This is a genomic window from Ferrovibrio sp. GW821-FHT12E11, from assembly GCF_058806975.1.
This window is the reverse complement of sequence record NZ_JBXAQG010000001.1, coordinates 3,065,723-3,088,193: the sequence shown is the minus strand read 5'-3', so window position 1 is coordinate 3,088,193 and position 22,471 is coordinate 3,065,723. Positions and strand designations below refer to the sequence as shown.

The window sequence follows — 22,471 nt, the reverse complement described above, 5'->3', positions numbered from 1 at the left end:
TCAGGCCTTCAGTTTCGCGGCCAGACCAGACAGCGGCACTTCCGTCTCTTCGCCGCTCTTCAGGTCCTTCAGCTTGGCCACACCCTTGGCCAGTTCGTCATCGCCGATCACCACCGCATGGGTGCAGCCCATCTTGTCGGCGCGCTTGAAGCGCTTGCCGGCATTGCCCTTGTAGGCCAACTCGACGGCCACATCCGCACGGCGCAGTTCGGCGGCGATCTTCACGGCCGCGGCTTCGGCGTTTTCGCCAATCGGCACGATGGCCACGGTGGCGACCAGCACCGGCTTCGGGTCGCTCAGCATCACCAGCCGCTCGATACCGCCGGCCCAGCCGATGCCGGGCGTCGGCTTGCCGCCGAGCTGCTCGACCAGGCCGTCATAGCGGCCGCCGGCGAGAACCGTGCCCTGGGCACCCAGCATGTCGGTGGTGAATTCGAAAGCGGTGTGGGTGTAGTAGTCGAGGCCACGCACCAGGCGCGGACTGACCTTGAAGGGTACGCCGTTGCCGGTGAGGCCATCCTGCACGGCCTTGAAGAACTCGGCGGCGGCCGGCGTCAGGTAGTCCTGGATCAGCGGTGCATTGGCCACGAGGGCCCGATCTCCTTCATCCTTAGAGTCGAGGATGCGCAGCGGGTTCTTCTCCAGACGCTTGCGACTGTCTTCCGACAGTTTGTCGACATGGCCGCCGAAATACGCCACCAAGGCGTCGCGATAGCCAACGCGGCTTTCCGGATCGCCCAACGTATTCAGCTCCAGCACGCATTTGTCGAGGATACCGAGGCGGCGCAGGATTTCAGCCGCCACCGAGATCACTTCCACATCGGCCTGCGGTTCGGCTGCGCCGATCACCTCGACGTCGATCTGGTGGAACTGGCGCTGGCGGCCTTTCTGCGGCCGCTCGAAGCGGAACATCGGACCCCAGCCGAATACCTTGAACGGCACATGCTGCTGCAGGCCATTGGAGATGAAAGCGCGGCAGATGCCGGCGGTGTATTCCGGACGGAGCGTCAGGCCTTCGCCGCCTTTGTCGGTGAAGGAATACATTTCCTTGGAGACGACATCCGAGGTCTCGCCCATCGAGCGGGCGAAAACATCGGTGAATTCGAAGATCGGCGTCGCCATCTCGCGATAGCCGAACAGGAAGGCAGCCTGACGCGCCGTGTCCACCACATGGCGGAAGCGGTCATACTCGTCAGGCAGAATGTCATGCGTACCGCGCACGGGCTGCAGCTGCTGGGCCACGGCGTGTCTCCTAAGAAGATTGGAAAGCTAAGAAGCGGCGTCGGCCGCGTCGGCGGACTGCGTCTTGGCGGCTTCGATCTCGCGCGCCTTGTTCTCGACCAGCCTGACCAGATGCGCGACGATATCCTCGTTCTGCAGCCGGTGTGCCGGCTGTCCGGCAAGATAGACCTGATGCGAGCCCTTGCCGCCGCCGGTGAAGCCGATATCGGTCTCGCGCGCCTCGCCAGGACCGTTGACCACGCAGCCGATCACACTGAGCGTCATCGGCGTGGTGATATGGCTCAGCCGCTGTTCCAGCACCTCGACCGTCTTGATGACATCAAACTGCTGGCGCGCGCAGGACGGGCAGGAAATCACGTTCACGCCGCGATGACGCAGGTTCATCGACTTCAGCATGTCGAAGCCGACCTTGACCTCTTCCTCGGGTGCGGCCGAGAGCGACACGCGCAGCGTATCGCCGATGCCCGACCACAGCAGCATGCCAAGACCGATGGAGGACTTCACCGTGCCGATGCGCTGGCCGCCGGCTTCGGTCACGCCGATATGCAGCGGATAGTCGCAGGCCTCGGCCAGACCCTGATAGGCGGCAACGGCGAGGAAGACATCGGACGCCTTCACGCTGATCTTGAATTCGCGGAAGTCATGGTCTTCCAGAATGCGCGCATGATCCATAGCGCTTTCCACCATGGCTTCCGGGCAGGGCTCGCCGTATTTTTCCAGCAGGTGCTTTTCCAGCGAACCGGCATTGACGCCGATGCGCATCGAGCAGCCGTGATCCTTGGCGGCCTTCACCACTTCGCGTACGCGGTCAGCAGAGCCGATATTGCCGGGATTGATGCGCAGGCAGGCGGCGCCGGCCTCGGCGGCCTCGATGGCGCGCTTATAGTGGAAGTGGATGTCGGCGATGATCGGCACCTTCGACTGGCGCACGATCTCTTTCAGCGCCCTGGTCGAGTCTTCATCGGGGCAGGAGACGCGCACGATATCGGCGCCGGCCTCTTCGCAACGACGAATCTGCTCCACCGTCGCCTGGACGTCGCTGGTCAGCGTGTTGGTCATGGTCTGCACGGTGATCGGCGCGTCACCGCCCACCGGCACCTTGCCAACGAAAATCTGCCGCGATTTGCGGCGCTGGATATCGCGATAGGGTCGGATGCTCATGATCTGGTTTCCGTCCGGCTCAGCTCAGGCTTTATTGGGGCCTGCGGACGCGGCGTAACATGGCGTCTTTACCGGGTGATGGCAAGGCAGGCCGGGCCCGAAAGCCTAGCCCTGGCGCTCGTTTCCGGGGTTTTTCAGGCGTTCCGGATCGAGCGAAATGCCGCGCTTGACCTCACCCTCGTTGCCCAGCGGGGCCAGGGTCTGGCCATCGACCACCACCCGCACGCCACCGGCATTGCCGGTCAGCAGCGTCAGGCCGGCGCGGTCGGGCACCTGGTAGCGCTCGCCGGCATTCAGCAGCCGGGTGAAGACCTGTTCGTTGTTGGGGCCGCGCACCTGGATCCACGATGGTGCGGTGGCTTCCAGGCGGATGCGACTGCCGGCATCGGCGGTGCCATAGCTGGTGGGGGCCGCGGCCGGCGGCTGCGCAGGCGCGGCTGCGACAGGGTGTGCGGGCGCCGGCGCGGGTGCGGCGGCGATGGCCGGAGCGGGCGGCGCGGGCGCCGGAGATGCGGGTACGGATGCAACGGCGGGCGGCGGGGTTACCGGTGCCGGCGTCGCGACCGGGGCTGGCGTGCTGGCAACCGGTGGCGGCGGCAGAATCACCGGCGGCGCAGCCGGCGCGATCGGCTGCGGGCTGGGCACAAGATCGGCGAGCCGCGACGGCACAGCCTGGATCAAATCCTGGCCGACACGCAGCGCTTCCTGGTGCTTGTACCACAGCGCATAGACGATGCCGGCCAGCACCAGGGCGCCGATCACCAGCCACAGGCGCGGCGTGCGCTCTTCCGGGCGCGGCAGCGGGAAATTCAGAACCGTGCGGCGCACCGAGCCATCGGACTCGCCCTGATAGGTCTTCAGCACGTTTTCGGGATCGAGGCCGAGGAATTCTGCATACTGGCGCAGGAAGCCGCTGACATAGACCGCGCCAGGCAGTTCGCCGAAGCGGCCGGCTTCGATGGCTTCCAGATATGGACGACGGATACGCAGGCGTGCAGACACGTCGGCAAGGGCGAGGCCTCGCCGCTCACGCACAACCTTCAGGCTATGGCCTACCCCGTCGTAACGCTCCTCAACGCTGACGGCAGTTGCCATGGCGGCTTGTTCGCCGGACTGGCTATTCATTCTTTTCGCCCGCATCGTTCGCCCCGGCATCTTACGGCAAATGGCCAATGAGGCCAGCTATTTCAAACAATTACCGCGTTTTCCCGGGCAAATTCTTCTAGCGCTGCGCGCATGCTGCGTTCCGGCGAGGCGTAATGCTTAGACATAAAATCAGCCAAAAGAGGAACATCCAGACTACGGAGCATTTCCTTGACCGGGCCGATGGCATTGGCCGGCATGGACAGGCGGCGGAAGCCCAGGCCCAGCAGGGCCATGGCCTCCAGCGGCCGGCTGCCCATTTCGCCGCACATGGTGACCGGCTTGTTGGCCGCATGGCACTGCTGCACCACCCAGTGCAGGAAGCTGAGCAGGGCCGGGCTCAGGGGGTCGTAGCGATCGGCAAGCTTCGGGTTGCCGCGGTCGGCGGCGAACATGAACTGCATCAGGTCGTTCGAGCCGACCGAAACGAAATCGACCAGCGGCAGCAGGGCTTTCAACTGCCAGGCCAGCGCCGGCACTTCCAGCATGCTGCCGACAGCCACCTTCAGCGGCACCGGCTTGCGCAGATTGACCAGGCGCTGCACCTCGCGGTCGAGCAGCCGGCGGGCGCGGCGGAATTCGTCGACCTCGGCGATCATCGGGAACATGACATGCAGATTGCGGCCGGCGGCAGCTTCCAGCATGGCGCGCAGCTGCACCTTCAAAAGGGCCGGACGGTCGAGCGCCAGACGGATGGCGCGCCAGCCGAGCGCCGGATTCTCTTCCGGATGCTTCACCAGATAGGGCAGCACCTTGTCGCCGCCGATATCGAGCGTGCGGAACACCACCGGGCGGTCGCCCGCATGTTCGATGACGCGGCGATAAATCGCCGTCTGCGCCTCGGCCTTGGGCAGGGTCGGCCGCACCATGAACTGCAGCTCGGTGCGATAGAGCCCGATGCCGTCGGCATTGGTCTCGTCCAGATGATTGAGATCGATGAGCAGGCCGGCATTCACCAGCATGGCAACGCGCATGCCGTCGCGCGTGACCGGCGGATCCTCGCGCTGGGCGGCGTATTTCGCCAGTCGGGCGCGGCGCAGGCTGACGCTCTGGTGGAAGGCATTGACGACATCGGCAACGGGACGCACGAAGACCTGTGCGTGGTCGCCATCGACCACCACCGTATCGCCGGGCTCGACTTTGGCGATCACGCCGGCAACGCCGCCCAGCACCGGAATCGACAATGCACGCGCGACGATGGCGACGTGACTGACGCTGGAACCTTCTTCCAGCACCACGCCCTGCAGCTTGCGGCGATCGTAATCCAGCAGCTCGGCCGGACCCATCTGGCGCGCGAACAGGATCGCGTTGTCAGGCAGGTTCTCGGCCGCCGAATGCTGCGGTTTGCCGGTCAGATGCAGCAGCAGGCGATTGGCCAGATCGTCGAGATCGGCCAGGCGCTCGCGCAGGTACGGATCGGTGATCGCCTGCATGCGATGGCGCGTATCGCCCTGCACGCGCTGCACGGCGGCTTCCGCGGTCAGGCCTGATTCTACCGCCTGGTGCAGCTTGGACAGCCAGCCGGTGTCATGGGCGAACATCTTGTAGGTTTCCAGGATGTCGCGGCTCTCGCCGACAATGTCGCTGTCGGGCGCCTCCAGCATCCGGTTGACCTGGTCGCGCATCGAGGCGACCGCCGCATCCAGCCGCTCCTTCTCGAGCGGGATGTCGTCGGCCATGGTCTTTTCGACATGGATGCGCGGCTCGTGCAGCACGGCAACGCCCAGCGCCAGGCCTTCCGACAGCACGCGGCCATCGGCGCGGAAGGGCATCGTCGAGGTGCGGTTGGTGGCGGCGATATCCTCGCCGCCCGAGAGCTGGCCCGAGGCCACCATCTCGGCCAGCACCATGGCAATGGTTTCCAGCGCCTCGGTTTCTTCATCGGCATATTGCCGGCGCGTCTGGTTCTGCACGACCAGCACGCCGATCACGCGGTTGTCGCGCAGCAGCGGCACGCCGAGCAGCGAGTGATAGATTTCTTCGCCGGTTTCCGGCTTGTAGGCGAATTGCGGGTGGTTCTGTGCATCCGCCAGCGCCAGCGGGCGCGCATGGGCGGCGATATCGCCAACCAGACCCTCGCCCACATGCAGGCGGGTCTTGTGCACGGCGTCGGGGTTCAGACCCTCGGTGGCGTAGAGTTCGAGTTCATCGTTGCGCAACAGATAGACCGAGCAGACTTCCGCCACCATGTTGGTGGCGATGTTGCGCACCACACGCGCCAGCCGCTCGTCGACGGTGCCGGCTTCCGCCATCACCTCGCGCAGGCGGCGCAGCAGGCCGCGCGGGCCGGGCGCGGATGCGCGTCCCGGCGGCGTCACAGCCCGTCTCCGCTAACCGTTACCGGAGAGGCTGGTGTGGCGTGCCCTCCCCGCATTGCCCCCCCGCTTTCATTCGGCGTCGAGGCCGAAGGCGGTGTGCAGGGCGCGCACCGCAAGCTCGGTGTAGTCGGCGCTGATGAGGACGCTGACCTTGATCTCTGAGGTGGTGATGGCCTGGATATTGATGTTCTTCTCGGCCAGCGCCTTGAACATGATATGAGCCACGCCCGCATGGCTGCGCATGCCGACGCCGACCACCGAAACCTTGATCACGTTCTTGTCCGGGATCAGCTTGGCCCAGCCCAGGCTCTTTTCCTGCTTCTCCAGGATGGTCACCGCGCGATCGAGATCGCTGCGCCCCATGGTGAAGGTCATATCGGTCTTCTTGCCGTCCTCGGAGATATTCTGGACGATCATGTCGACATTGATGCCGGCATCTGACAGCGGGCCGAAAATGCCGGCGGCGATCCCCGGACGATCGGCCACACCGATCAGGGTCACCTTGGCTTCGTCGGCGGAATAGGTCACGCCGGAAACGATCTGCTTTTCCACGATCTCATCCTCATCGACAACCAGAGTACCCGCAACATCGGCGAAACTCGACAGAACCTGGGTGCGCACCCGATGGTTCATCGCCATTTCCACCGAGCGGGTCTGCAGCACCTTGGCACCCAGCGAGGCCAGCTCCAGCATCTCCTCGTAGGTGATCTTATCCAGCTTGCGGGCTTTTTTCACGATCCGCGGATCGGCGGTGTATACGCCATCCACGTCGGTATAGATATCGCAGCGGTCGGCCTTGAGCGCCGCCGCCAGGGCCACCGCCGAGGTATCCGAGCCGCCGCGGCCCAGAGTGGCGATGCGCTCGCCGGGGCCGACGCCCTGGAAGCCCGCCACCACCGGCACAACGCCGGCGGCCATATCCTTGAGCATCGCGGACCCGTCGATCTCCTCGATCCGGGCCCGGCCATGCATGTCGTTGGTGCGGATCGGCACCTGCCAGCCCTGCCAGGACCGGGCCTTCACCCCGGCCGCCTGCAGGGCGATCGAGACCAGGCCGGTGGTGACCTGCTCGCCGGCCGCCACCACGGTGTCGTATTCCTTCTGGTCATGGACCGGGTCGATCTGCTTGCACAGGTCGACCAGCCGGTTGGTCTCGCCGGACATGGCAGAGACCACCACAGCCACCTGGTGGCCGGCGTCCACTTCCCGTTTCACTTTGGCCGCGACATTCTTGATCCGGTCCACCGAACCGACCGAAGTGCCGCCGAATTTCATCACCAAGCGCGCCATGTCGCTCGATCCCGTTTCACGATACGTTGTCGATAGCTACCGGCGGAACCTTGCCGGTAAAAAGGCGCGACCTTAATACTCTCGGGGCCGGCCGGGAGCAAGCCGACCAAACGTAAAAATTCCCTGTTTTTGCCAGACCTTGCCGGACCCAGATGACCCAGACCGCCGCCAGCATCGACCCTGCCGAAATCGAACGTTTTTCCGCCCTGGCGGCCGAATGGTGGGACCCGCGCGGCAAGTTTCGCCCCCTGCATAAATTCAACCCGGTACGGCTGGGCTTTATCCGCGACCGAATCGCCGCCCATTTCGCCCGCGACACGGCCGCCGAGGCCCCGCTGGCCGGCCTGCGCCTGCTGGATATCGGCTGCGGCGGCGGCCTGGTCTCCGAGCCGATGGCCCGGCTGGGCGCGGCCGTCACCGGCGCCGATGCCGGCGAGCGCAATATCGGGGTGGCCAGCCTGCATGCCGCCGAGGCCGGGGTGGCGGTGGATTACCGCTGCACCAGCGCCGAAGACCTGGCTGCGGCCGGCGAAAGCTTCGACGTGGTGCTGGCCCTGGAGGTGGTGGAGCATGTGGCCGACCTGTCCGGCTTCCTCGCCGCCTGCGGCCAGATGGTAAAGCCCGGCGGCCTGCTGATCGCCGCCACGCTGAACCGCACGCCGAAATCCTTCGCGCTGGGCATCGTGGCGGCCGAATACATCCTGCGCTGGGTGCCGCGCGGGACGCATGACTGGAAGAAATTCGTGCGGCCCCATGAGCTGGCCGGCGGCCTGCGCAACGCCGGCCTGAGCCTGAAGGAAGTGGCCGGCGTCAGCTACGATCCGCTGGCCGACCGCTGGAGCATCGGCCGCGACACGGATGTGAATTACATGCTGGTGGCGGCGAAAGACTCTTAGGCGTCGCTGCGCGGCAGCCAGGGAATCATCGCCACGTCGATGCCTTCTTCCACCAGTTCCTTGGCCTCGTCCTTGCTGGCCTCGCCGTAGATGTTGCGCTTGTCGGCCTCGCCGTAATGCATCTTGCGCGCTTCCTCGGCGAACTGCTCGCCGACATAATCGGCGTTCTTTTCGACATGGTCGCGGATTTCGCTGAGCGCCTTCATCGCCACGGCCATTTCCTTGGCTTCGGCGGCGGCGCGCTCGCCCTTGGAGCGGCCGATGCGCGGCGCCATCGGCGCCTTGGTCACCTTGCGCGAGTTGCACACCGGACAGACGACCTCGCCGGCTTCCGCCTGCGTGTCGTAGGTGGCGCTGTCATAAAACCACGCTTCGAAGACGTGGTCCTTGCGGCATTTGAGTTCGTACTTGATCATGCTGTCGCAGGTGATTCGGCGGGGGTCATGTCTCGTAAGGCGTGCAACAGGTTATACATGGGGCAGTCACAGGCCTGCAACAAGGGGCCAGACAGCCGGGAGGCCATCGATGGCGCCGGCACCGTCTGACTGGGTGCAGCGATTCGCACCGCAGGTTGCAGCCGGCGGGCGCGTGCTCGACCTTGCCTGCGGCAGCGGCCGTCATGGCCGGCTGTTCCTGGGCGCCGGCTATCGCGTCACCTTCCTCGACCGCGATCTCACCGGCGTCGCCGATCTGCGCAATACCGCTGGCGCCGACCTGATCGAGGCCGATATCGAGCATGGTCCATGGCCGCTGTCGGGTCAGGATTTTTCCGCCGTGGTGGTGACCAGCTATCTCTGGCGGCCGCGGTTCGGCCATCTGGTCGCCGCCGTGCAGCCCGGCGGCCTGCTGATCTACGAGACCTTCATGCGCGGCAACGAGCGCTTCGGCAAGCCGAGCAATCCCGACTTCCTGCTCGTGCCCCATGAACTGATCCGACTCTGCCAGGATGCGTTCGAGATCCGCGCCTTCGAGCAGGGCGAAGGAGCCAACAGCCTGTGCCAGCGCATCTGCGCCGTGAAGCTGTGATGCGCGAGACTGTTGAAACCGAGCGCCTGCGCCTGCGCCGGTTCCACGGCTCTGACTGGCAGGGCCTGGCGCGCTTCTATACCGACGACCAGGTGATGCGCCACATGCTGCCCGGCCGCGGCCTCGCCCGCGAACAGGCGCAGGAACGCGCCAAGGGCAACATCCACAATTTCAACGATCATTGGGACCGCCGCGGCTATGGCGTCTGGGCCGTCACCGATCGCGACAGCGGCCGTTTGCTGGGCCAGTGCGGCCTGCGCTGGATTCCGGAAGCGGAGCAAACTGAACTGCTGTATCTTTTCACCAAGACCGTCTGGGGCCGCGGCCTTGCCACTGAGGCCGGACGCGCGGTGATTACTTACGCTTTCGAGACTGCCAAGCTGCAGGGCCTGATCGCCCTGACGGCACCGGAAAATCGCGGTTCGCAGCGCGTACTGACCAAGCTGGGCTTTGTCCATGCCGGCGAGAAGCCGTTATGGGAGCGCATGGTCAGTTGGTTCGATCTGCCGCGCAGCGACTGGAACGCGACGCAAACAGAAAGTGCTGAATCGTAGTCCCTGCAAAAAGCAGTTGGGCCGCGTCGCTGCGAGGCGTAGCATCGCCGCGAACAACAGAAACCGTTTGCGCCATGACCATCGATATCGGGCAAAGACTGCAGCATGCAACGCAGGTGATCCGCGAAGCCGGAAAGCTGGCGCGCGGCTTTTACGACAACCGCAAGGATCTGGTGATCAAGCTGAAGGGCGTGCAGGATTTCGTCAGCCAGGCGGATTCCGAAACCGAGGACCTGATCACCTCGCGGCTGCTCAGCAAATTCCCGCATGACGGCATTCTGGGCGAAGAGCGCGGCAAACGCGGCGGCGAGATCGATGCGCTCTGGGTGATCGATCCCATCGACGGCACGGCGAATTACGTGCGCGGCCTGCCTTACTGGTGCATCGCCATCGCGCTGGTGGCGGGTGGCAATCTGGAGCTTGGGCTGATCTACGACGTGATCGGTGATCGCCTGTATACGGCGCGGCGCGGCCATGGCGCCTTCTGCAACGGTCAGCCGATCATGGTGAGCGACACCCAGCAGATCGAACGCGCCTGCCTCGGCATCGGCTATGGCCATGGCGAACCGGCCGATGTGCATGCCGGCATCATCGACAACCTGCTGCGCGCCCATTGCCAGTATCGCCGGCTGGGCAGCGGCCTGCTGCTGATGGCCCTGGCCGCCGAGGGTGCGCTGGACGGCTTCTACGAAGCGCGCATGAAGCCCTGGGACGCGCTGGCCGGCCTGCTGCTGGTGCGCGAAGCCGGCGGCATCACCAACGACTACGATTTCAACGGCGAGACCAAGGCCGAGCCGGTGCTGGCGCTGACGCCGGCACTCTGGGCGCCATTCTCTGCGGCAATGAACGTGTCGCTGCCGGTCTATTCGGCGGCGCGGCCCGAAAGGCGCGTCGGCAGGGCGTAAACCGGATCGTGATTCCAGGCCGGAATCTGTGCCCGCGCCTTGGCCACTTCGGCCAGATCGATCTCCACCACCGTGGCGCCAACGCCCTCGCCCATATCGGCCAGCACGCGACCCCAGGGATCGACCACCAGCGAATGGCCATAGGTCTGGCGGTTGCCCGGATGGTCGCCCCACATCGCCGGCGCGACCACGAAGGCGCCGGTCTCGATGGCGCGCGCGCGCATCAGCACATGCCAGTGCGCCTTGCCGGTGGTGCGGGTGAAGGCGGCCGGGATCGAGATCACATCGGCGCCGGCCTGGGCCAGGCCGCGATACAGGCCTGGGAACCGCAGGTCGTAGCAGACCGACATGCCGAGCGTGCCGAACGGCACCGGCACCACGATGCCATCGGCACCGGGCGCGATCGAGTTGCTCTCGCGATAGGTTTCGCCCGACGGCAGATCGACATCGAAGAGATGGATCTTGTCGTAGCGCGCGGCGATGCCGCCATCGGGATTGAGCAGATACGAGCGGTTGAAGTTGCGGTTGGCGCCTTCAGGCTTGATGGCGAGCGAGCCGACCAGCAGGCGGACATTCAGCTCTTTCGCCAGCGCCTGAAACGCCAGCAGCGCCGGATGGCTGTCTTCCGGCCGTCCGGCCGCCACGCTGGCCGCCGCGTTCAGACCCATGAAGCCGGAATTCTCCGGCGTGGCGATGAACTCGGCGCCGCCGTCCCTGGCCTTGCGCACCAGAGCGGAGACATGGGCGATATTGGCGGCCATGTCGTCCCAGATATTGGGCTGCACCAGACCGATCTTCACTTTCTGCGCCATCGCCCTGCCCCGTTTTCTTTCCGTTTAGGCCGCCAGCAGCGGATCGAGCTTGCCGGCGCGGTCCAGCGCATGCAGGTCGTCACTGCCACCGACATGCTGGCCGTTGATCCATATCTGCGGCACCGTGCGCACACCGCCGGCCTTTTTCGTCATCTCCTCGCGCGTCGCCGCATCGTAGGTGACGTCGATCTCGTTATAGGTCTGACCCTTCCTGTCGAGCAGCGCCTTGGCGCGCGCGCAATAGGGGCACATGAAAGTGGTGTAAATCACGATATCGGCCATGACGTCCTCGTTGGAAGCCCCTCAGCTTCTGCCAGGAATTATTGACGGGGATTATATGGTGCCCTGCTCGGCCCGAACAACCCGGGCCAGCGTCAGGACATCGACCGCCGCTGCCCCGCCCTGCCGCAAAATCCGGCAGCAGGCCGAAACCGTGGCACCGGTGGTGAACACATCGTCGATCAGCAGCAGGCGTTTTCCATGAATTTCATCCCTGGCATCGGGGGCCAGCCGGATCGCCCCGGCCAGCGTCCGGCGGCGCTCGGTCCGGTTCAGCCTCCCTAAGCTGCGGGTCGGCTTCGGGCGCTCCAGCAGATCGAGGCGGGCCGGCTTGCCGCTCAGCCGCCCGAGCTGCTGCGCCAGCAGGCCCGACTGGTTGAAGCGCCGCCGCCACAGCCGCCAGCGATGCAGCGGCACCGGCAGGATCAGGTCGCAGTCGGCCAGAAGCGCCGCGCCGGCGGTCTGCATCAAGGCCGCCAGGCCCGGCGCCAGATCGGTGCGGTCGCCGCGCTTGAAGCGCAGCACCAGGTCGCGGCCGCCACCGCCATAGGCAAACACCGCGCGCGCCCGGTCGAAGCGCGGCTCGCGCTGCAGGCAGGCGGCACAGACCAGGCCATCGGGCACCGGCATCGCGTAAGGGATACCGCAGCGCGGACAGCAAGGCTGGGCAATGAACCCGACTTCAGGCCAGCATTGTGGGCACAGACGTCCGGGCTGATCCACCGTTGTCGTGCAGAGCATGCATTGCGGCGGTAGCAGCAGATCAACGCTGCTGCGCCAGACCCGGCGCAGGGCGCGCAGGGGCAGGATGGAGTCTTCGCTCTGCAGCATACCGGCTTGCACCTCGCATGACGCAACGGCAGGCCGCCCGAAAGGCATAAGGACGCATGACGGCGGCTGCCGGCCTCGGTTATGGTGGCAGAAAAGCAGACCAGAGGAAACGACAGTATGAGCGCCAAGGGCAGCAGCAGGACAATCCGCATCGGCGGCGCATCGGCCTTCTGGGGCGACAGCATGGTGGGCGCGCCGCAACTGCTGTTCCAGGGTGAGGTCGATTACCTGATCTTCGACTACCTGGCCGAGATCACCATGTCGATCATGGCGCGCATGCGGGCGAAAGACCCGCTGCAGGGCTACGCCACCGATTTCGTCACGGTCACCATGAAGCGCCTGCTGCCAGAACTGGCGCGGCGCAAGGTGAAGGTGGTGGCCAATGCCGGCGGCGTGAATCCCGCCGCCTGCGCCGCCGCCATCCGCGCGCTGGTCGCCGAGGCCAGCCTGTCGCTGAAGGTCGGCGTCGTGCTGGGCGACGACCTGATGCCCGAGCTGGCCAGACTCAAACCCATGCTGGAACCCATGCAGCCCGGCGCACAGCCGCCCGAGCGGTTCATGTCGGCCAATGCCTATCTGGGCGCGGTGCCGATTGCCGCCGCGCTGAAGGACGGCGCCGATATCGTGGTCACCGGCCGCTGCGTCGACTCAGCGCTGTGTCTCGGCCCGCTGCTGCATGAATTCGGCTGGGACCTGAAGGATTTCAACCGCCTCTCGGCCGGCAGCCTCGCCGGCCATATCATCGAATGCGGCGCGCAGGCCACCGGCGGCCTGTTCACCGATTGGCGCGAGGTGCCGGACTGGGACAACATCGGCTATCCCATCGCCGAGATTTCCGAAGACGGCAGCTTTATCATCACCAAGCCGCCCGGTACCGGCGGCCTGGTCACGGTCGGCACCGTGGCCGAGCAACTGGTCTACGAGATCGGCGATCCGGCCGCCTATATCCTGCCGGACGTGACCTGCGACTTCACCGCCGTGACAGTCGAACAGGTGGGCGAAAACCGCGTGCGCGTCTCAAATGCCAAAGGCCGTCCGCCATCCGACAAGTACAAGGTTTCGGCCACCTACATGGACGGCTTCCGCGCCGTGGCCCATATCACCATCGGCGGCATCGAGGCGCGCGCCAAGGCCGAACGCACGGCCGAGGCGATCCTGAAACGCACGCGCCGCATCTTCACCCAGCTCAATCTCGGCGACTACCGCGCCACAGAAACCGAAATCCTCGGCGCCGAAGCCATGTATGGTCCCCATGCGAATGCCGGCGCGCAGGCTTCACGCGAAGTGGTGATGAAGCTGGCGGTCAGCCATGCGGAAAAAGCCGCGCTCGATATCTTCGCCCGCGAGATCGCGCCAGCCGGCAGTTCCTTCTCGCCCGGCACCACCGGGTTCTTCGGCGGCCGGCCGAGCCCGCAGCCGGTGGTGAAGCTGTTCTCCTGCTTCATCCCGAAAAACACTCTGACCGTTGCGCTGGATGCCGACGGCACCGCGCATCCGCTCACTCTGCCCGCAATCGCCGGCAGCACAGATGGTCCGCCGGCCGCCAAACCGCAGATCGCCGAACTGCCGGCTGGTGCGCGCAAGACGGTGCCGTTGATCCGGCTGGCCTTTGCCCGTTCGGGCGACAAGGGCGACAACAGCAATATCGGCATCATCGCCCGCAAGCCGGAATACCTGCCCGCGATCCGCGCCGCCCTTACCGAACAGGCGGTGGCCTCGCATTTCCGCCATCTGGTGACAGGCCCGGTGCAGCGCTTCGACCTGCCCGGCATCCATGGCCTGAATTTCCTGCTGCAGGGCGCGCTCGGCGGCGGCGGCATCGCGTCCTTGCGCAACGATCCGCAGGGCAAGGCCTATGCCCAGATGCTGCTGGATTTCCCGGTTCCGGTGCCGGCAGCCTGGGGAATCGCGTGATCCGGGACTGGAATAGCTGCGCAAAAGGCGGATAGTGGCGGCCGGGCCGCCGCCCTATTTTGCTGGCATGACACAGACACAGCGACTGCCAAACCAAAGACTGCCAACCGAAACGGAATACGCCGCCATCCGCAGCAACGATGCATCGGCCGATGGCCGGTTCTTCTATGGCGTCACCAGCACCAAAATCTTCTGCCGGCCCTCCTGCGTCAGCCGGACGCCGAAGCCGGAGAATGTGCGCATCTTCGCCAGCGCCGAACAGGCGGAGACCGTCGGCTTCCGGCCCTGCAAGCGCTGCCGCCCAGAAAATTACATTGCTGGCCAGGCGCCCGCCGCCGATGCGCGGCTGGAACGCGCCCGCGCCCTGATCGACCGCCGTCTGGCCGCCGGCGACCCGACCCCGACGCTCGCCGAACTGGCCAAGACGGCGCATATGGGCGCCACGCATCTGCAGCGCCGCTTCGCGGCAGCCTATGGCCTCAGTCCGCGGGCCTATGCCGAAGCCCAGCGCGTGGCCAACTTCAAGCAGGAACTGCGCCGCGGCAATGGCGTGACCGATGCGATCTATGGCGCCGGTTTCGGCGCCGCCAGTCGCGTCTATGAAAAAGCCGACCGCTGGCTGGGCATGACTCCGGCCGATTACCGCCGCGGCGGTGAAGGCCTCACACTGGAGGTCGCGGTCCGCCGCACCGAAATGGGTTTGACCCTGGTGGCGGAAAGTCCGCGCGGCATCGCCGCCCTGCTGTTCGGCCAGAATGAAAAAGCCATGCTGGCCGAACTGCGCGGCGAATTTCCTGCCGCCGCGATTCGCCGCAATGAAAAAGCCGGCAGCGGCGCCTTTGCCGCGCTGGCCGCCATGCTGGCCGGCAAGCCGGCACCGAAAAACCTGCAGCTGGATCTGCGCGGCACGCCGTTCCAGATCCGCGTCTGGACCGCCCTGCAGGCGATCCCCGCCGGCGAGACCCGCAGCTACCAGCAGATCGCCGTGGCGCTGGGCAATCCCAAGGCCTCGCGCGCGGTGGGTTCAGCCTGCGGCAACAATATCCTCGGCGTGCTGGTGCCATGCCACCGGGCGCTGCGCAGCGATGGCAGCCTGGGCGGCTATCGCTGGGGGCTCGACCGCAAGGAAAAGCTGCTCAGCACTGAAGGCGTCGAACTGGAACCGGCCGAATAGGCCGGGACCAACGCCTATGTATAACTGGCCGAAATATTTGGGGGGTATATCCTTGTCCGGGCTGCTTTCCGGCCATGCCGTCATCGCATGACCGGCACCTTGCAGTTGGTTGGAATAGCTCTAAATTCATCGCCTGAAGTCCGGAAAACCAAGAAGGAGTTGCCCCCATGGCTGTCGCAGTCGACATCGGCATTGCCGAAAAGGAACGCAAAAAAATCGCCGATGGCCTGTCGCGCCTGCTGGCCGACACCTACACGCTCTACCTGAAGACCCACAACTATCACTGGAATGTCGAAGGCCCGATGTTCCAGACCCTGCACACCATGTTCGAGCTGCAATACACCGAACTGGCGCTGGCCGTGGACCTGATCGCCGAACGCATCCGCGCGCTCGGTCATTACGCGCCGGGCTCCTATGCGCAATACGCCAAGCTCTCGTCCATCAAGGAAGAGACCGGCGTGCCGGGTGCGCAGGACATGATCAAGGACCTGGTCAAGGGCAACGAAGCGGTGAGCAAGACGGCGCGCGCGCTGTTCCCGGTGGTCGACAAGTCGTCCGACGAGCCGACCGCCGACCTGCTGACCCAGCGCATGCAGATCCATGAGAAGACCGCCTGGATGCTGCGCAGCCTGCTGGAAAAGAAGTAAGCGCGGCATTTTCACGCACGGCTTCACCGAAGCTTGATTGGCGCCCGGCCGATGACCCGCTAGCTTAAGGTCATCACCGGGCGCCTTTCTTTTGCGGAGTAGGGATTATGCTGATCAAGCGACGTCGTGGCTGGGAACTGCCGGAATCGATGGCCACGCCGGAAGAGCTGTTCTTCGACCGCCGCAAGCTGTTGCTGGGCCTGGGTGCGGCCGGCCTGATCGGCGCCACCGGTCTGAAATCGGCACGGGCGGAAACCGCCACCGAGCTGTATCCGGCCAAGCGGATCGATACTTACAAGCTCGACCGCGAGATCACCGAGGAAAAGATCGCCACCACCTATAACAACTTCTACGAATTCGGCACCAGCAAGAACATCGTCAAGGCAGCTCAGGCACTGACGCTCAAGCCCTGGCAGGTGAAGATCGACGGCATGGTGGCCAAGGAGATCACCATCGATGCGGAAGAGCTGATCCGCAAGATGCCGGTGGACGAGCGGCTCTATCGCCACCGCTGCGTCGAGGCCTGGGGCATGGCCGTGCCGTGGAGCGGCTTCCCGCTGAAAGCCCTGGTCGATTTCGCCCAGCCCACCTCCGGTGCGAAATACCTCAAGATGGAAACCTTCTCGCGCCCGCAGGAAGCCAGCGGCCAGAAGCAGTTCTGGTATCCCTGGCCCTATGTCGAGGCCGTGACCATCGAGGAAGCCAATAACGAGCTCGCCTATATCGCCACCGGCGTCTATGGCAAGCCGATCCCCAAGCAGATGGGCGCGCCGCTGCGTCTGGCGCTGCCGTGGAAATACGGCTTCAAGTCGGTGAAATCCATCGTGCGCTTCACCTTCACCGACCAGCGCCCGAAGACCTTCTGGGAAGCGATGGGTCCGAGCGAATACGGCTTCTGGGCCAACGTCAATCCAATGGTGGCGCATCCGCGCTGGAGCCAGGCCAGCGAAGAGCTGATCGGCACCGGCAAGCGCGTGCCAACCCTGCTGTATAATGGTTATGGCGATTTCGTCGCCGACCTTTACAAGAACGTGCCGGCGAGCGAGAAGCTGTTCATGTAAAAGCGCATGGGTTATCCATAACGGATGACCCATGACCTGATCATCTTCGATCTCGACGGCACGCTGGTGGATTCCGAAACGCTGGCCAACCGCGTCTTTTATGACCAGCTCGTGACACTCGGCCTCGACAGTGCTTTCGATCTGGCGCGTGTCACCCGCGATTTCACCGGCCTCACCGTGCGCAACTGTCTGGCCCTGGCCTATGACGTCTATGGCCTGGCACCGGTGCCAGAGGATTTCACCGCCCGGCTCAAAGACGCCACCTATGCCAGCTATCGCGAGAGCCTGGTCCCGATCCCCGGCGTGCCCGAGATGCTGCCGCAACTGCGCCAGCCCAAATGCGTCGCCTCGTCTTCGTCACCGGAAAAGATCGCCTTCAGCCTGGCGCTGACCGGCCTGACAGCGCATTTCGGCAGCGACCTGTTCAGCGTGCATCATGTGGCCGCGCCCAAGCCGGCGCCCGATGTCTATCTCTATGCAGCCGAGCAGATGGGCCATGCGCCGACGCGCTGCGCCGCCATCGAGGACAGCCTGCCGGGCGCCACCGCTGGCATCCGCGCCGGCATGACGGTCTATGCCTATCGCCCCGATGGCGATGACGCGGCTTTCGCCGCCATGGGCTGCCGCATCTTCCGCGACATGAAAGACCTCCCCGCCCTGCTGGCCGCCTGAAGGCAAAAAAAAAGCCGGCCTGGGTTACAGGCCGGCAAAGTCTTAACAGGGAGGCTCCGCGCGAGACGCGCGGACGGCCGGAGCAGCGGGGGAGCTGCCACGGCCAAGTTTCTGGCCAAAGCCAAAAACCGGAAGATGTTGCGACGCAACATCTGACAGGCACAGGTGTACGACGTGTCGACAGGTTTGAGTATCCATTGAATTGGCAACTCAGGTATGCGACACGCGCATAACTAATTGGTGAGTCAAATCTGCTGACGGATCAGTGCATTAGGGTATTCACACCGGCATTCGGGCCGGGCGGGAAATACAGACGCACCGTGGTGCCGCGGCCCGGTATGCTCTCGATGTCGAGCCGGCCGCCATGCAGTTCGATCAGGGCTTTGACCAGCGGCAGCCCCAGGCCGGTGCCGCGCATCTGCGAGACCAGCGCCGAATCGATGCGGCCGAAGGGCTCCAGCGCCTTCTGCACATCGACGGCATCCATCCCCACACCGGTATCGGCAACAGCGATCACCGCGCCGCCATCGGGTGCAGCGGAAATGCCGAAGCGGACCTGGCCGCCCGAGGGCGTGTATTTCACGGCATTCGACAGCAGGTTCACCAGCATCTGCTTGGCCAGACGGTCATCGGCGAACAGCGTGGCGCCATCGGGCGCGGGCTCGGCCTCCAGGGTGACCAGGCGATCGGCAGCCAGCGGCCGCAGCAGCGTGGCGCAATCCTCGGCCAGCCGCGCCCAGCTCATATGTTCCGGCACCAGCTTCATCTTGCCGGCCTCGACCTTGGACAGATCGAGGATGTCGTCGATCACCGCCAGCAGATGGCGGCCGGCGGCCAGGATGTCGTTGGCGTAGCGGTCATACTGCGGCACGCCCGAGGTGCCGAGCAGCTGCAGCGCCATGATCTCGGAAAAGCCGATGATGGCATTCAGCGGCGTGCGCAGCTCGTGGCTCATATGCGCGAGGAACTGGCTCTTGGCGCGGTTGGCGTATTCGGCCTCCTGGTGCGCCTTGATCGCCGCGGTGCGCGCCGCCTCCAGGGTTTCAGTGCGTGCCGCCAGGCTGTCGTTGACCTCGCGCAGCTCGCGCTCGCCGCGCTTGAGCGCCGTGATGTCGGTAATCAGCGAGGCGGTGCCGCCGGAGCCGAGCCGGAAGTCGCGAATCTGCAGCCAAAGCCGGTCGCGCGTATCGTAGAAGATATGCGCCTCGCCATTCGCGGCCTTGAAGATGCGCCGACGCTCGGCCTGCCAGGCGGTGTAATCGGTTGTCACCCCGGCGCGCGAGGGCAGCGGGCGGCAGGCCACGGAGGCATCGCAGATCTGGTCATGGGTCTGACCGGGCGCCTCGGCCAGCGGTACGCCGATGATGGCGGCATAGGCCGGATTGCAGATCACCAGCCGGGACTGCTGGTCGAACAGCGCGACGCCATCGGGCGCCACGGCCAGCGCATCGGACAGGCGCTGCTCGGCCTCGCGCAGGCGCTGTTCGGAGGCCTTGCGGTCGGTGACGTCGTTCACCACCACCAGGGCGGCATCCTCGTCGGCATAGCGCATCGGCACCGCGGCCATGGTGGCCCAGATGACATGGCCCTGGGCGGTGGCAAGCTGCAGTTCCTCGTTCGGCCGGGATGCCGTCTCGAAGATGCGGGCCCGGTGCGCGGGATCGAGCACATAGCGCGGCGGCGCTGTCGCCACGCCGCCATCGACGATACCGAACAGATCGGCGGCGGGCCGGTTGCTGTAGAGGAAGGCGCCATCGTGGCGCCGCGCCACCACCAGCGGGAACGGCGCCGTATCCAGGATCGACCGCAGGCGGCGCTGGCTTTCCTCGGCATTGGCGCTGACCCGCGTGCGATCCTGCAACATGCCGCGCAGGCGCTCCACCATGCTGGTGGTGCGGCGGAAATAATGGTTCAGCCGCCATGCAAAGCTAAGCAGCAACAGGATGGCGATGAGGGCGACGCAACCAAAAATCCGGTCGTCCTCCGTCGGACCAAGGAGCATCAGAAGGCTGGCCGGCAGCAGGGACAGCACGATCACCACTGCGGCCGCGACGAATTGCACCGAAATGGTCAGGCTGAGCGAGGCGATGCTGCAGATCACGCAGAGCAGGGCCAGCATCGTGGCCGGCTCGAAGGGCAGTTTGGCCAGCACCGCCGTGATCGCGCCCAGCACGATGCCATTAAGGACGTAGACGGCGACCAGGCGCCGGCGCCAGGTCTGCGGTCGGCCGCGGCGTTCCCGGTCGGCCAAGAACCAGCGATGCGTCAGATATTGCAGGACAATGGCAAAAACCGTTGCACCGACATAGACGGCACGCATCGGCAGGTCGAGATAACGGTCAAGCAGGATGGCGACAGCGATGGCAACCGCGATTTGCGCCAGCATGTCGACCGGCCGGCGAATCCGCACCAGCAGTTCATTGCGGCCCGCCGCGCCGCTCCCAGCCTCGGATTGCCATGGCATGGTCAGTAGCGCCAGTCCGCCACTTTGCGCAGCAGGAAGTCGCGGAAGACGGCCAGCCGCTTGGTGGCCCGCAGCTCTTCCGGATAGACGAGGTAGGTATCGAAGCTGGGGCCGTCGATATTGGGCATCACGCGCACGATGCGCGGGTTGCCTTCCACCATATAGTCGGGCAGCGCGGCGATACCGAGACCGCTGGCCACCGACTGCATCACGCCATAGACGTTGTTGACGGTGAGAATCGGATCGCGCGGCACGGCCGGGTCGCCGACCTTCAGCAGCCAGTTGATGTTGTTGAAATGCGCCGGGGCTTCCTCGCCATAGACGATCAGCTGGTGGCGGTCGAGATCGGCGATCGACTGCGGCGCGCCGTGGCGGGTGACATAATCCACCGAGGCATAGACGTGGTTATGCACGGTGAGCAGCTTGCGATGGATCAGGTCGGCCTGGGTCGGCTTCCACATGCGGATCGCCACATCGGCCTCGCGCATGGAGAGGTCGAGTTCGCGGTCGTCCACCACCATCTCGATACGGATATCGGGATAGAGGTCCATGAACTCCTTCAGCCGCGGCGCCAGCCAGACGGTGCCAAAGGCCACCGTGGTGGTGACGCAAAGCTCGCCGGACGGCTTGTCCTTGGCATCGGCAATCATCGCCTCGGTCACCGCCAGGCGCGAGAAGATGTCGCGCGCGGTGCGATAGAGCAGCTCGCCCTGTTCGGTCAGGATCAGGCCGCGGGCATGGCGATGGAACAGCGTGGCGTTGAGCTGGGTTTCGAGCGCGCCGATCTGGCGGCTGACCGCCGACTGGCTGAGGCCCAGCGACTCACCCGCATGGGTCAGACTGCCAGCCTCGGCCACCGCATGAAAAATGCGCAGCTTGTCCCAATCAAGCGCCGACATACACCCCCCTTAACACCGGCCACCGCCCTGCAGGGCGGCGTCAGTCAGCCGCTTCGGCCGCCGGTTGCGCGTGATGCGCGATGAACTTTTCCGCTTCCAGCGCGGCCATGCAGCCGGTGCCGGCGGCCGTGACGGCCTGGCGGTAAATCTTGTCGGCCACGTCGCCGGCGGCGAACACGCCCGCGATGCTGGTCTGCGCCGTGCCCGGCTTGGTCGACAGGTAGCCTTCCGCATCGAGCGGCAGCTGGCCCTTGAACAGTTCGGTATTCGGCGTATGGCCGATGGCGATGAAGACGCCATCGGTGGCGATCTCCTGCGTCGCGCCCGTGGTGGTGCTCTTCAGACGCACGCCGGTGACGCCGCGCGGCTCGTTGGCGCCGGCATCCTTGGGCCCGAGAATCTCGTCCACCACATGATCCCAGATCACCCTGATTTTGGGATGCTTGAACAGCCGCTCCTGCAGGATCTTTTCCGCGCGCAAGGAATCGCGGCGATGCACCAGCACCACCTCGGTGGCATGATTGGTCAGATATAGCGCCTCTTCGACAGCCGTATTGCCGCCGCCGACCACGACCACCTTCTTGCCGCGGTAGAAGAAGCCGTCGCAGGTGGCGCAGGCCGAAACGCCGAAGCCCTGGAAGTCCTGCTCGCTCTGCAGCCCGAGCCAGCGCGCCTGGGCGCCGGTGGCGATGATCAGCGTATCGGCGATGTAGGTATCGCCGCCGTCGCCCTTGGCGACGAAGGGCCGCTTGGAGAGATCGACCGAGACGATGTAGTCGTTGAGGATGGTGGTGCCGACATGCTTGGCCTGCGCCTCCATCTGCTCCATCAGCCAGGGGCCCTGGATGGTCTGCGCGAAGCCGGGATAGTTCTCGACATCGGTGGTGATGGTGAGCTGGCCGCCGGGCTGCAGGCCATGCACCAGGATCGGCGCCAGCGAGGCGCGCGCAGCATAGATCGCCGCGGTCAGACCCGCGGGGCCGGAGCCGAGGATGAGAACCTTGGTGCGATGGGTCGTGGCCATGGAAAAACTGCTCCGAACGCGATGCGACAGGCGCTGAATAACGGGTTGCCGGCGATTATGGCAGCCGTCCGGGCCTGCGCCAAGGGAAAGCCCGGCAAGTCGCGGAGAATGCGGCTTTTTCACCCCTGCGGATTACAGGATTGTGAAGGCGCCGCCGCG

At 65.3% G+C, this 22,471-nt stretch carries 21 protein-coding genes; 9 read left to right on the top strand and 12 right to left on the bottom strand.

Features of this window, described 5'->3' with window-relative positions; all coding sequences use genetic code 11:
- From hisS to AC1ROT_RS15320, 5 genes are all read right to left on the bottom strand, one after another.
- Complete coding sequence (hisS, locus tag AC1ROT_RS15340; RefSeq protein ID WP_492971705.1) at positions 1–1,242, bottom strand: histidine--tRNA ligase; 1,242 nt, start codon at positions 1,240–1,242, stop codon at positions 1–3.
- A gap of 27 nt (positions 1,243–1,269) precedes the next feature.
- Positions 1,270–2,403, bottom strand: coding sequence for a flavodoxin-dependent (E)-4-hydroxy-3-methylbut-2-enyl-diphosphate synthase (gene ispG / locus AC1ROT_RS15335; RefSeq protein WP_492971706.1), 1,134 nt, complete (start codon positions 2,401–2,403; stop codon positions 1,270–1,272).
- A 105-nt stretch (positions 2,404–2,508) separates the two neighbouring features.
- Entirely contained in the window at positions 2,509–3,528 is a 1,020-nt protein-coding gene (locus AC1ROT_RS15330; RefSeq protein ID WP_493000027.1) for a helix-turn-helix domain-containing protein, read from the bottom strand.
- Positions 3,529–3,590: 62 nt separating this feature from the next.
- The gene (gene ptsP / locus AC1ROT_RS15325; protein WP_492971708.1) at positions 3,591–5,864 is read right to left on the bottom strand and encodes a phosphoenolpyruvate--protein phosphotransferase; all 2,274 of its coding nucleotides are present in this window, start codon (positions 5,862–5,864) and stop codon (positions 3,591–3,593) included.
- A gap of 69 nt (positions 5,865–5,933) precedes the next feature.
- Positions 5,934–7,154 carry an aspartate kinase gene (locus tag AC1ROT_RS15320; RefSeq protein ID WP_492971709.1) on the bottom strand — a complete coding sequence of 407 codons (1,221 nt, stop codon included), beginning with the start codon at positions 7,152–7,154 and terminating at the stop codon, positions 5,934–5,936.
- 152 nt (positions 7,155–7,306) lie between these two features.
- Between AC1ROT_RS15320 and ubiG the strand changes: the two genes are divergently transcribed.
- A complete protein-coding gene (gene ubiG, locus AC1ROT_RS15315) occupies positions 7,307–8,050 on the top strand; it encodes a bifunctional 2-polyprenyl-6-hydroxyphenol methylase/3-demethylubiquinol 3-O-methyltransferase UbiG (RefSeq protein WP_493000026.1) in 744 nt (247 codons plus the stop codon).
- Here ubiG and AC1ROT_RS15310 read toward each other — a convergent pair.
- Positions 8,047–8,466, bottom strand: coding sequence for a DUF1178 family protein (locus AC1ROT_RS15310; protein ID WP_492971711.1), 420 nt, complete (start codon positions 8,464–8,466; stop codon positions 8,047–8,049). The genes ubiG and AC1ROT_RS15310 overlap by 4 nt on opposite strands.
- A gap of 109 nt (positions 8,467–8,575) precedes the next feature.
- Here AC1ROT_RS15310 and AC1ROT_RS15305 point away from each other — a divergent pair, with 109 nt between their 5' ends.
- The 3 genes from AC1ROT_RS15305 (at position 8,576) to AC1ROT_RS15295 (ending at position 10,535) form a co-directional block, all read left to right on the top strand.
- A complete protein-coding gene (locus AC1ROT_RS15305; protein ID WP_493000025.1) occupies positions 8,576–9,076 on the top strand; it encodes a class I SAM-dependent methyltransferase in 501 nt (166 codons plus the stop codon).
- Positions 9,076–9,630: a GNAT family N-acetyltransferase gene (locus tag AC1ROT_RS15300; RefSeq protein WP_492971713.1), complete on the top strand. Its 555-nt coding sequence runs from the start codon at positions 9,076–9,078 to the stop codon at positions 9,628–9,630. Before AC1ROT_RS15305 ends, AC1ROT_RS15300 begins: the two co-directional genes overlap by 1 nt.
- Positions 9,631–9,704: 74 nt before the next feature.
- Positions 9,705–10,535: an inositol monophosphatase family protein gene (locus tag AC1ROT_RS15295; RefSeq protein WP_493000024.1), complete on the top strand. Its 831-nt coding sequence runs from the start codon at positions 9,705–9,707 to the stop codon at positions 10,533–10,535.
- Here AC1ROT_RS15295 and AC1ROT_RS15290 read toward each other — a convergent pair.
- From AC1ROT_RS15290 to AC1ROT_RS15280, 3 genes are read right to left on the bottom strand one after another with little or no spacing between them, the layout of a single operon-like run.
- The gene (locus AC1ROT_RS15290) at positions 10,493–11,347 is read right to left on the bottom strand and encodes a carbon-nitrogen hydrolase family protein (protein WP_493000023.1); all 855 of its coding nucleotides are present in this window, start codon (positions 11,345–11,347) and stop codon (positions 10,493–10,495) included. The genes AC1ROT_RS15295 and AC1ROT_RS15290 overlap by 43 nt on opposite strands.
- Before the next feature lie 24 nt (positions 11,348–11,371).
- On the bottom strand, positions 11,372–11,629 hold the full coding sequence (gene grxC, locus AC1ROT_RS15285; RefSeq protein ID WP_492971716.1) for a glutaredoxin 3: 258 nt from the start codon (positions 11,627–11,629) through the stop codon (positions 11,372–11,374).
- 51 nt (positions 11,630–11,680) lie between these two features.
- Positions 11,681–12,457: a double zinc ribbon domain-containing protein gene (locus AC1ROT_RS15280; RefSeq protein ID WP_493000022.1), complete on the bottom strand. Its 777-nt coding sequence runs from the start codon at positions 12,455–12,457 to the stop codon at positions 11,681–11,683.
- Between the two features lie 117 nt (positions 12,458–12,574).
- Here AC1ROT_RS15280 and AC1ROT_RS15275 point away from each other — a divergent pair, with 117 nt between their 5' ends.
- From AC1ROT_RS15275 to AC1ROT_RS15255, 5 genes are all read left to right on the top strand, one after another.
- Positions 12,575–14,371 (top strand): acyclic terpene utilization AtuA family protein, encoded by a 1,797-nt coding sequence (locus AC1ROT_RS15275; protein ID WP_493000021.1) that lies wholly within the window; start codon positions 12,575–12,577, stop codon positions 14,369–14,371.
- Positions 14,372–14,438: 67 nt separating this feature from the next.
- Positions 14,439–15,545: a bifunctional DNA-binding transcriptional regulator/O6-methylguanine-DNA methyltransferase Ada gene (ada, locus tag AC1ROT_RS15270; RefSeq protein ID WP_493000020.1), complete on the top strand. Its 1,107-nt coding sequence runs from the start codon at positions 14,439–14,441 to the stop codon at positions 15,543–15,545.
- A 167-nt stretch (positions 15,546–15,712) separates the two neighbouring features.
- Entirely contained in the window at positions 15,713–16,192 is a 480-nt protein-coding gene (locus AC1ROT_RS15265) for a Dps family protein (protein ID WP_341895659.1), read from the top strand.
- A gap of 107 nt (positions 16,193–16,299) precedes the next feature.
- A complete protein-coding gene (gene msrP, locus AC1ROT_RS15260) occupies positions 16,300–17,253 on the top strand; it encodes a protein-methionine-sulfoxide reductase catalytic subunit MsrP (RefSeq protein ID WP_493000018.1) in 954 nt (317 codons plus the stop codon).
- 24 nt (positions 17,254–17,277) lie between these two features.
- Complete coding sequence (locus AC1ROT_RS15255; protein WP_493000016.1) at positions 17,278–17,925, top strand: HAD family hydrolase; 648 nt, start codon at positions 17,278–17,280, stop codon at positions 17,923–17,925.
- A gap of 262 nt (positions 17,926–18,187) precedes the next feature.
- Here AC1ROT_RS15255 and AC1ROT_RS15250 read toward each other — a convergent pair whose 3' ends face one another.
- The 3 genes from AC1ROT_RS15250 to trxB are packed head-to-tail and all read right to left on the bottom strand — an operon-like array spanning position 18,188 to position 22,312.
- A complete protein-coding gene (locus AC1ROT_RS15250) occupies positions 18,188–20,389 on the bottom strand; it encodes a PAS domain-containing sensor histidine kinase (RefSeq protein WP_493000014.1) in 2,202 nt (733 codons plus the stop codon).
- Positions 20,390–20,391: 2 nt separating this feature from the next.
- Positions 20,392–21,288 (bottom strand): LysR family transcriptional regulator, encoded by an 897-nt coding sequence (locus AC1ROT_RS15245; protein ID WP_492971723.1) that lies wholly within the window; start codon positions 21,286–21,288, stop codon positions 20,392–20,394.
- 40 nt (positions 21,289–21,328) lie between these two features.
- Entirely contained in the window at positions 21,329–22,312 is a 984-nt protein-coding gene (gene trxB, locus AC1ROT_RS15240) for a thioredoxin-disulfide reductase (RefSeq protein ID WP_492971724.1), read from the bottom strand.
- Between the last annotated feature and the right edge of the window lie 159 nt (positions 22,313–22,471).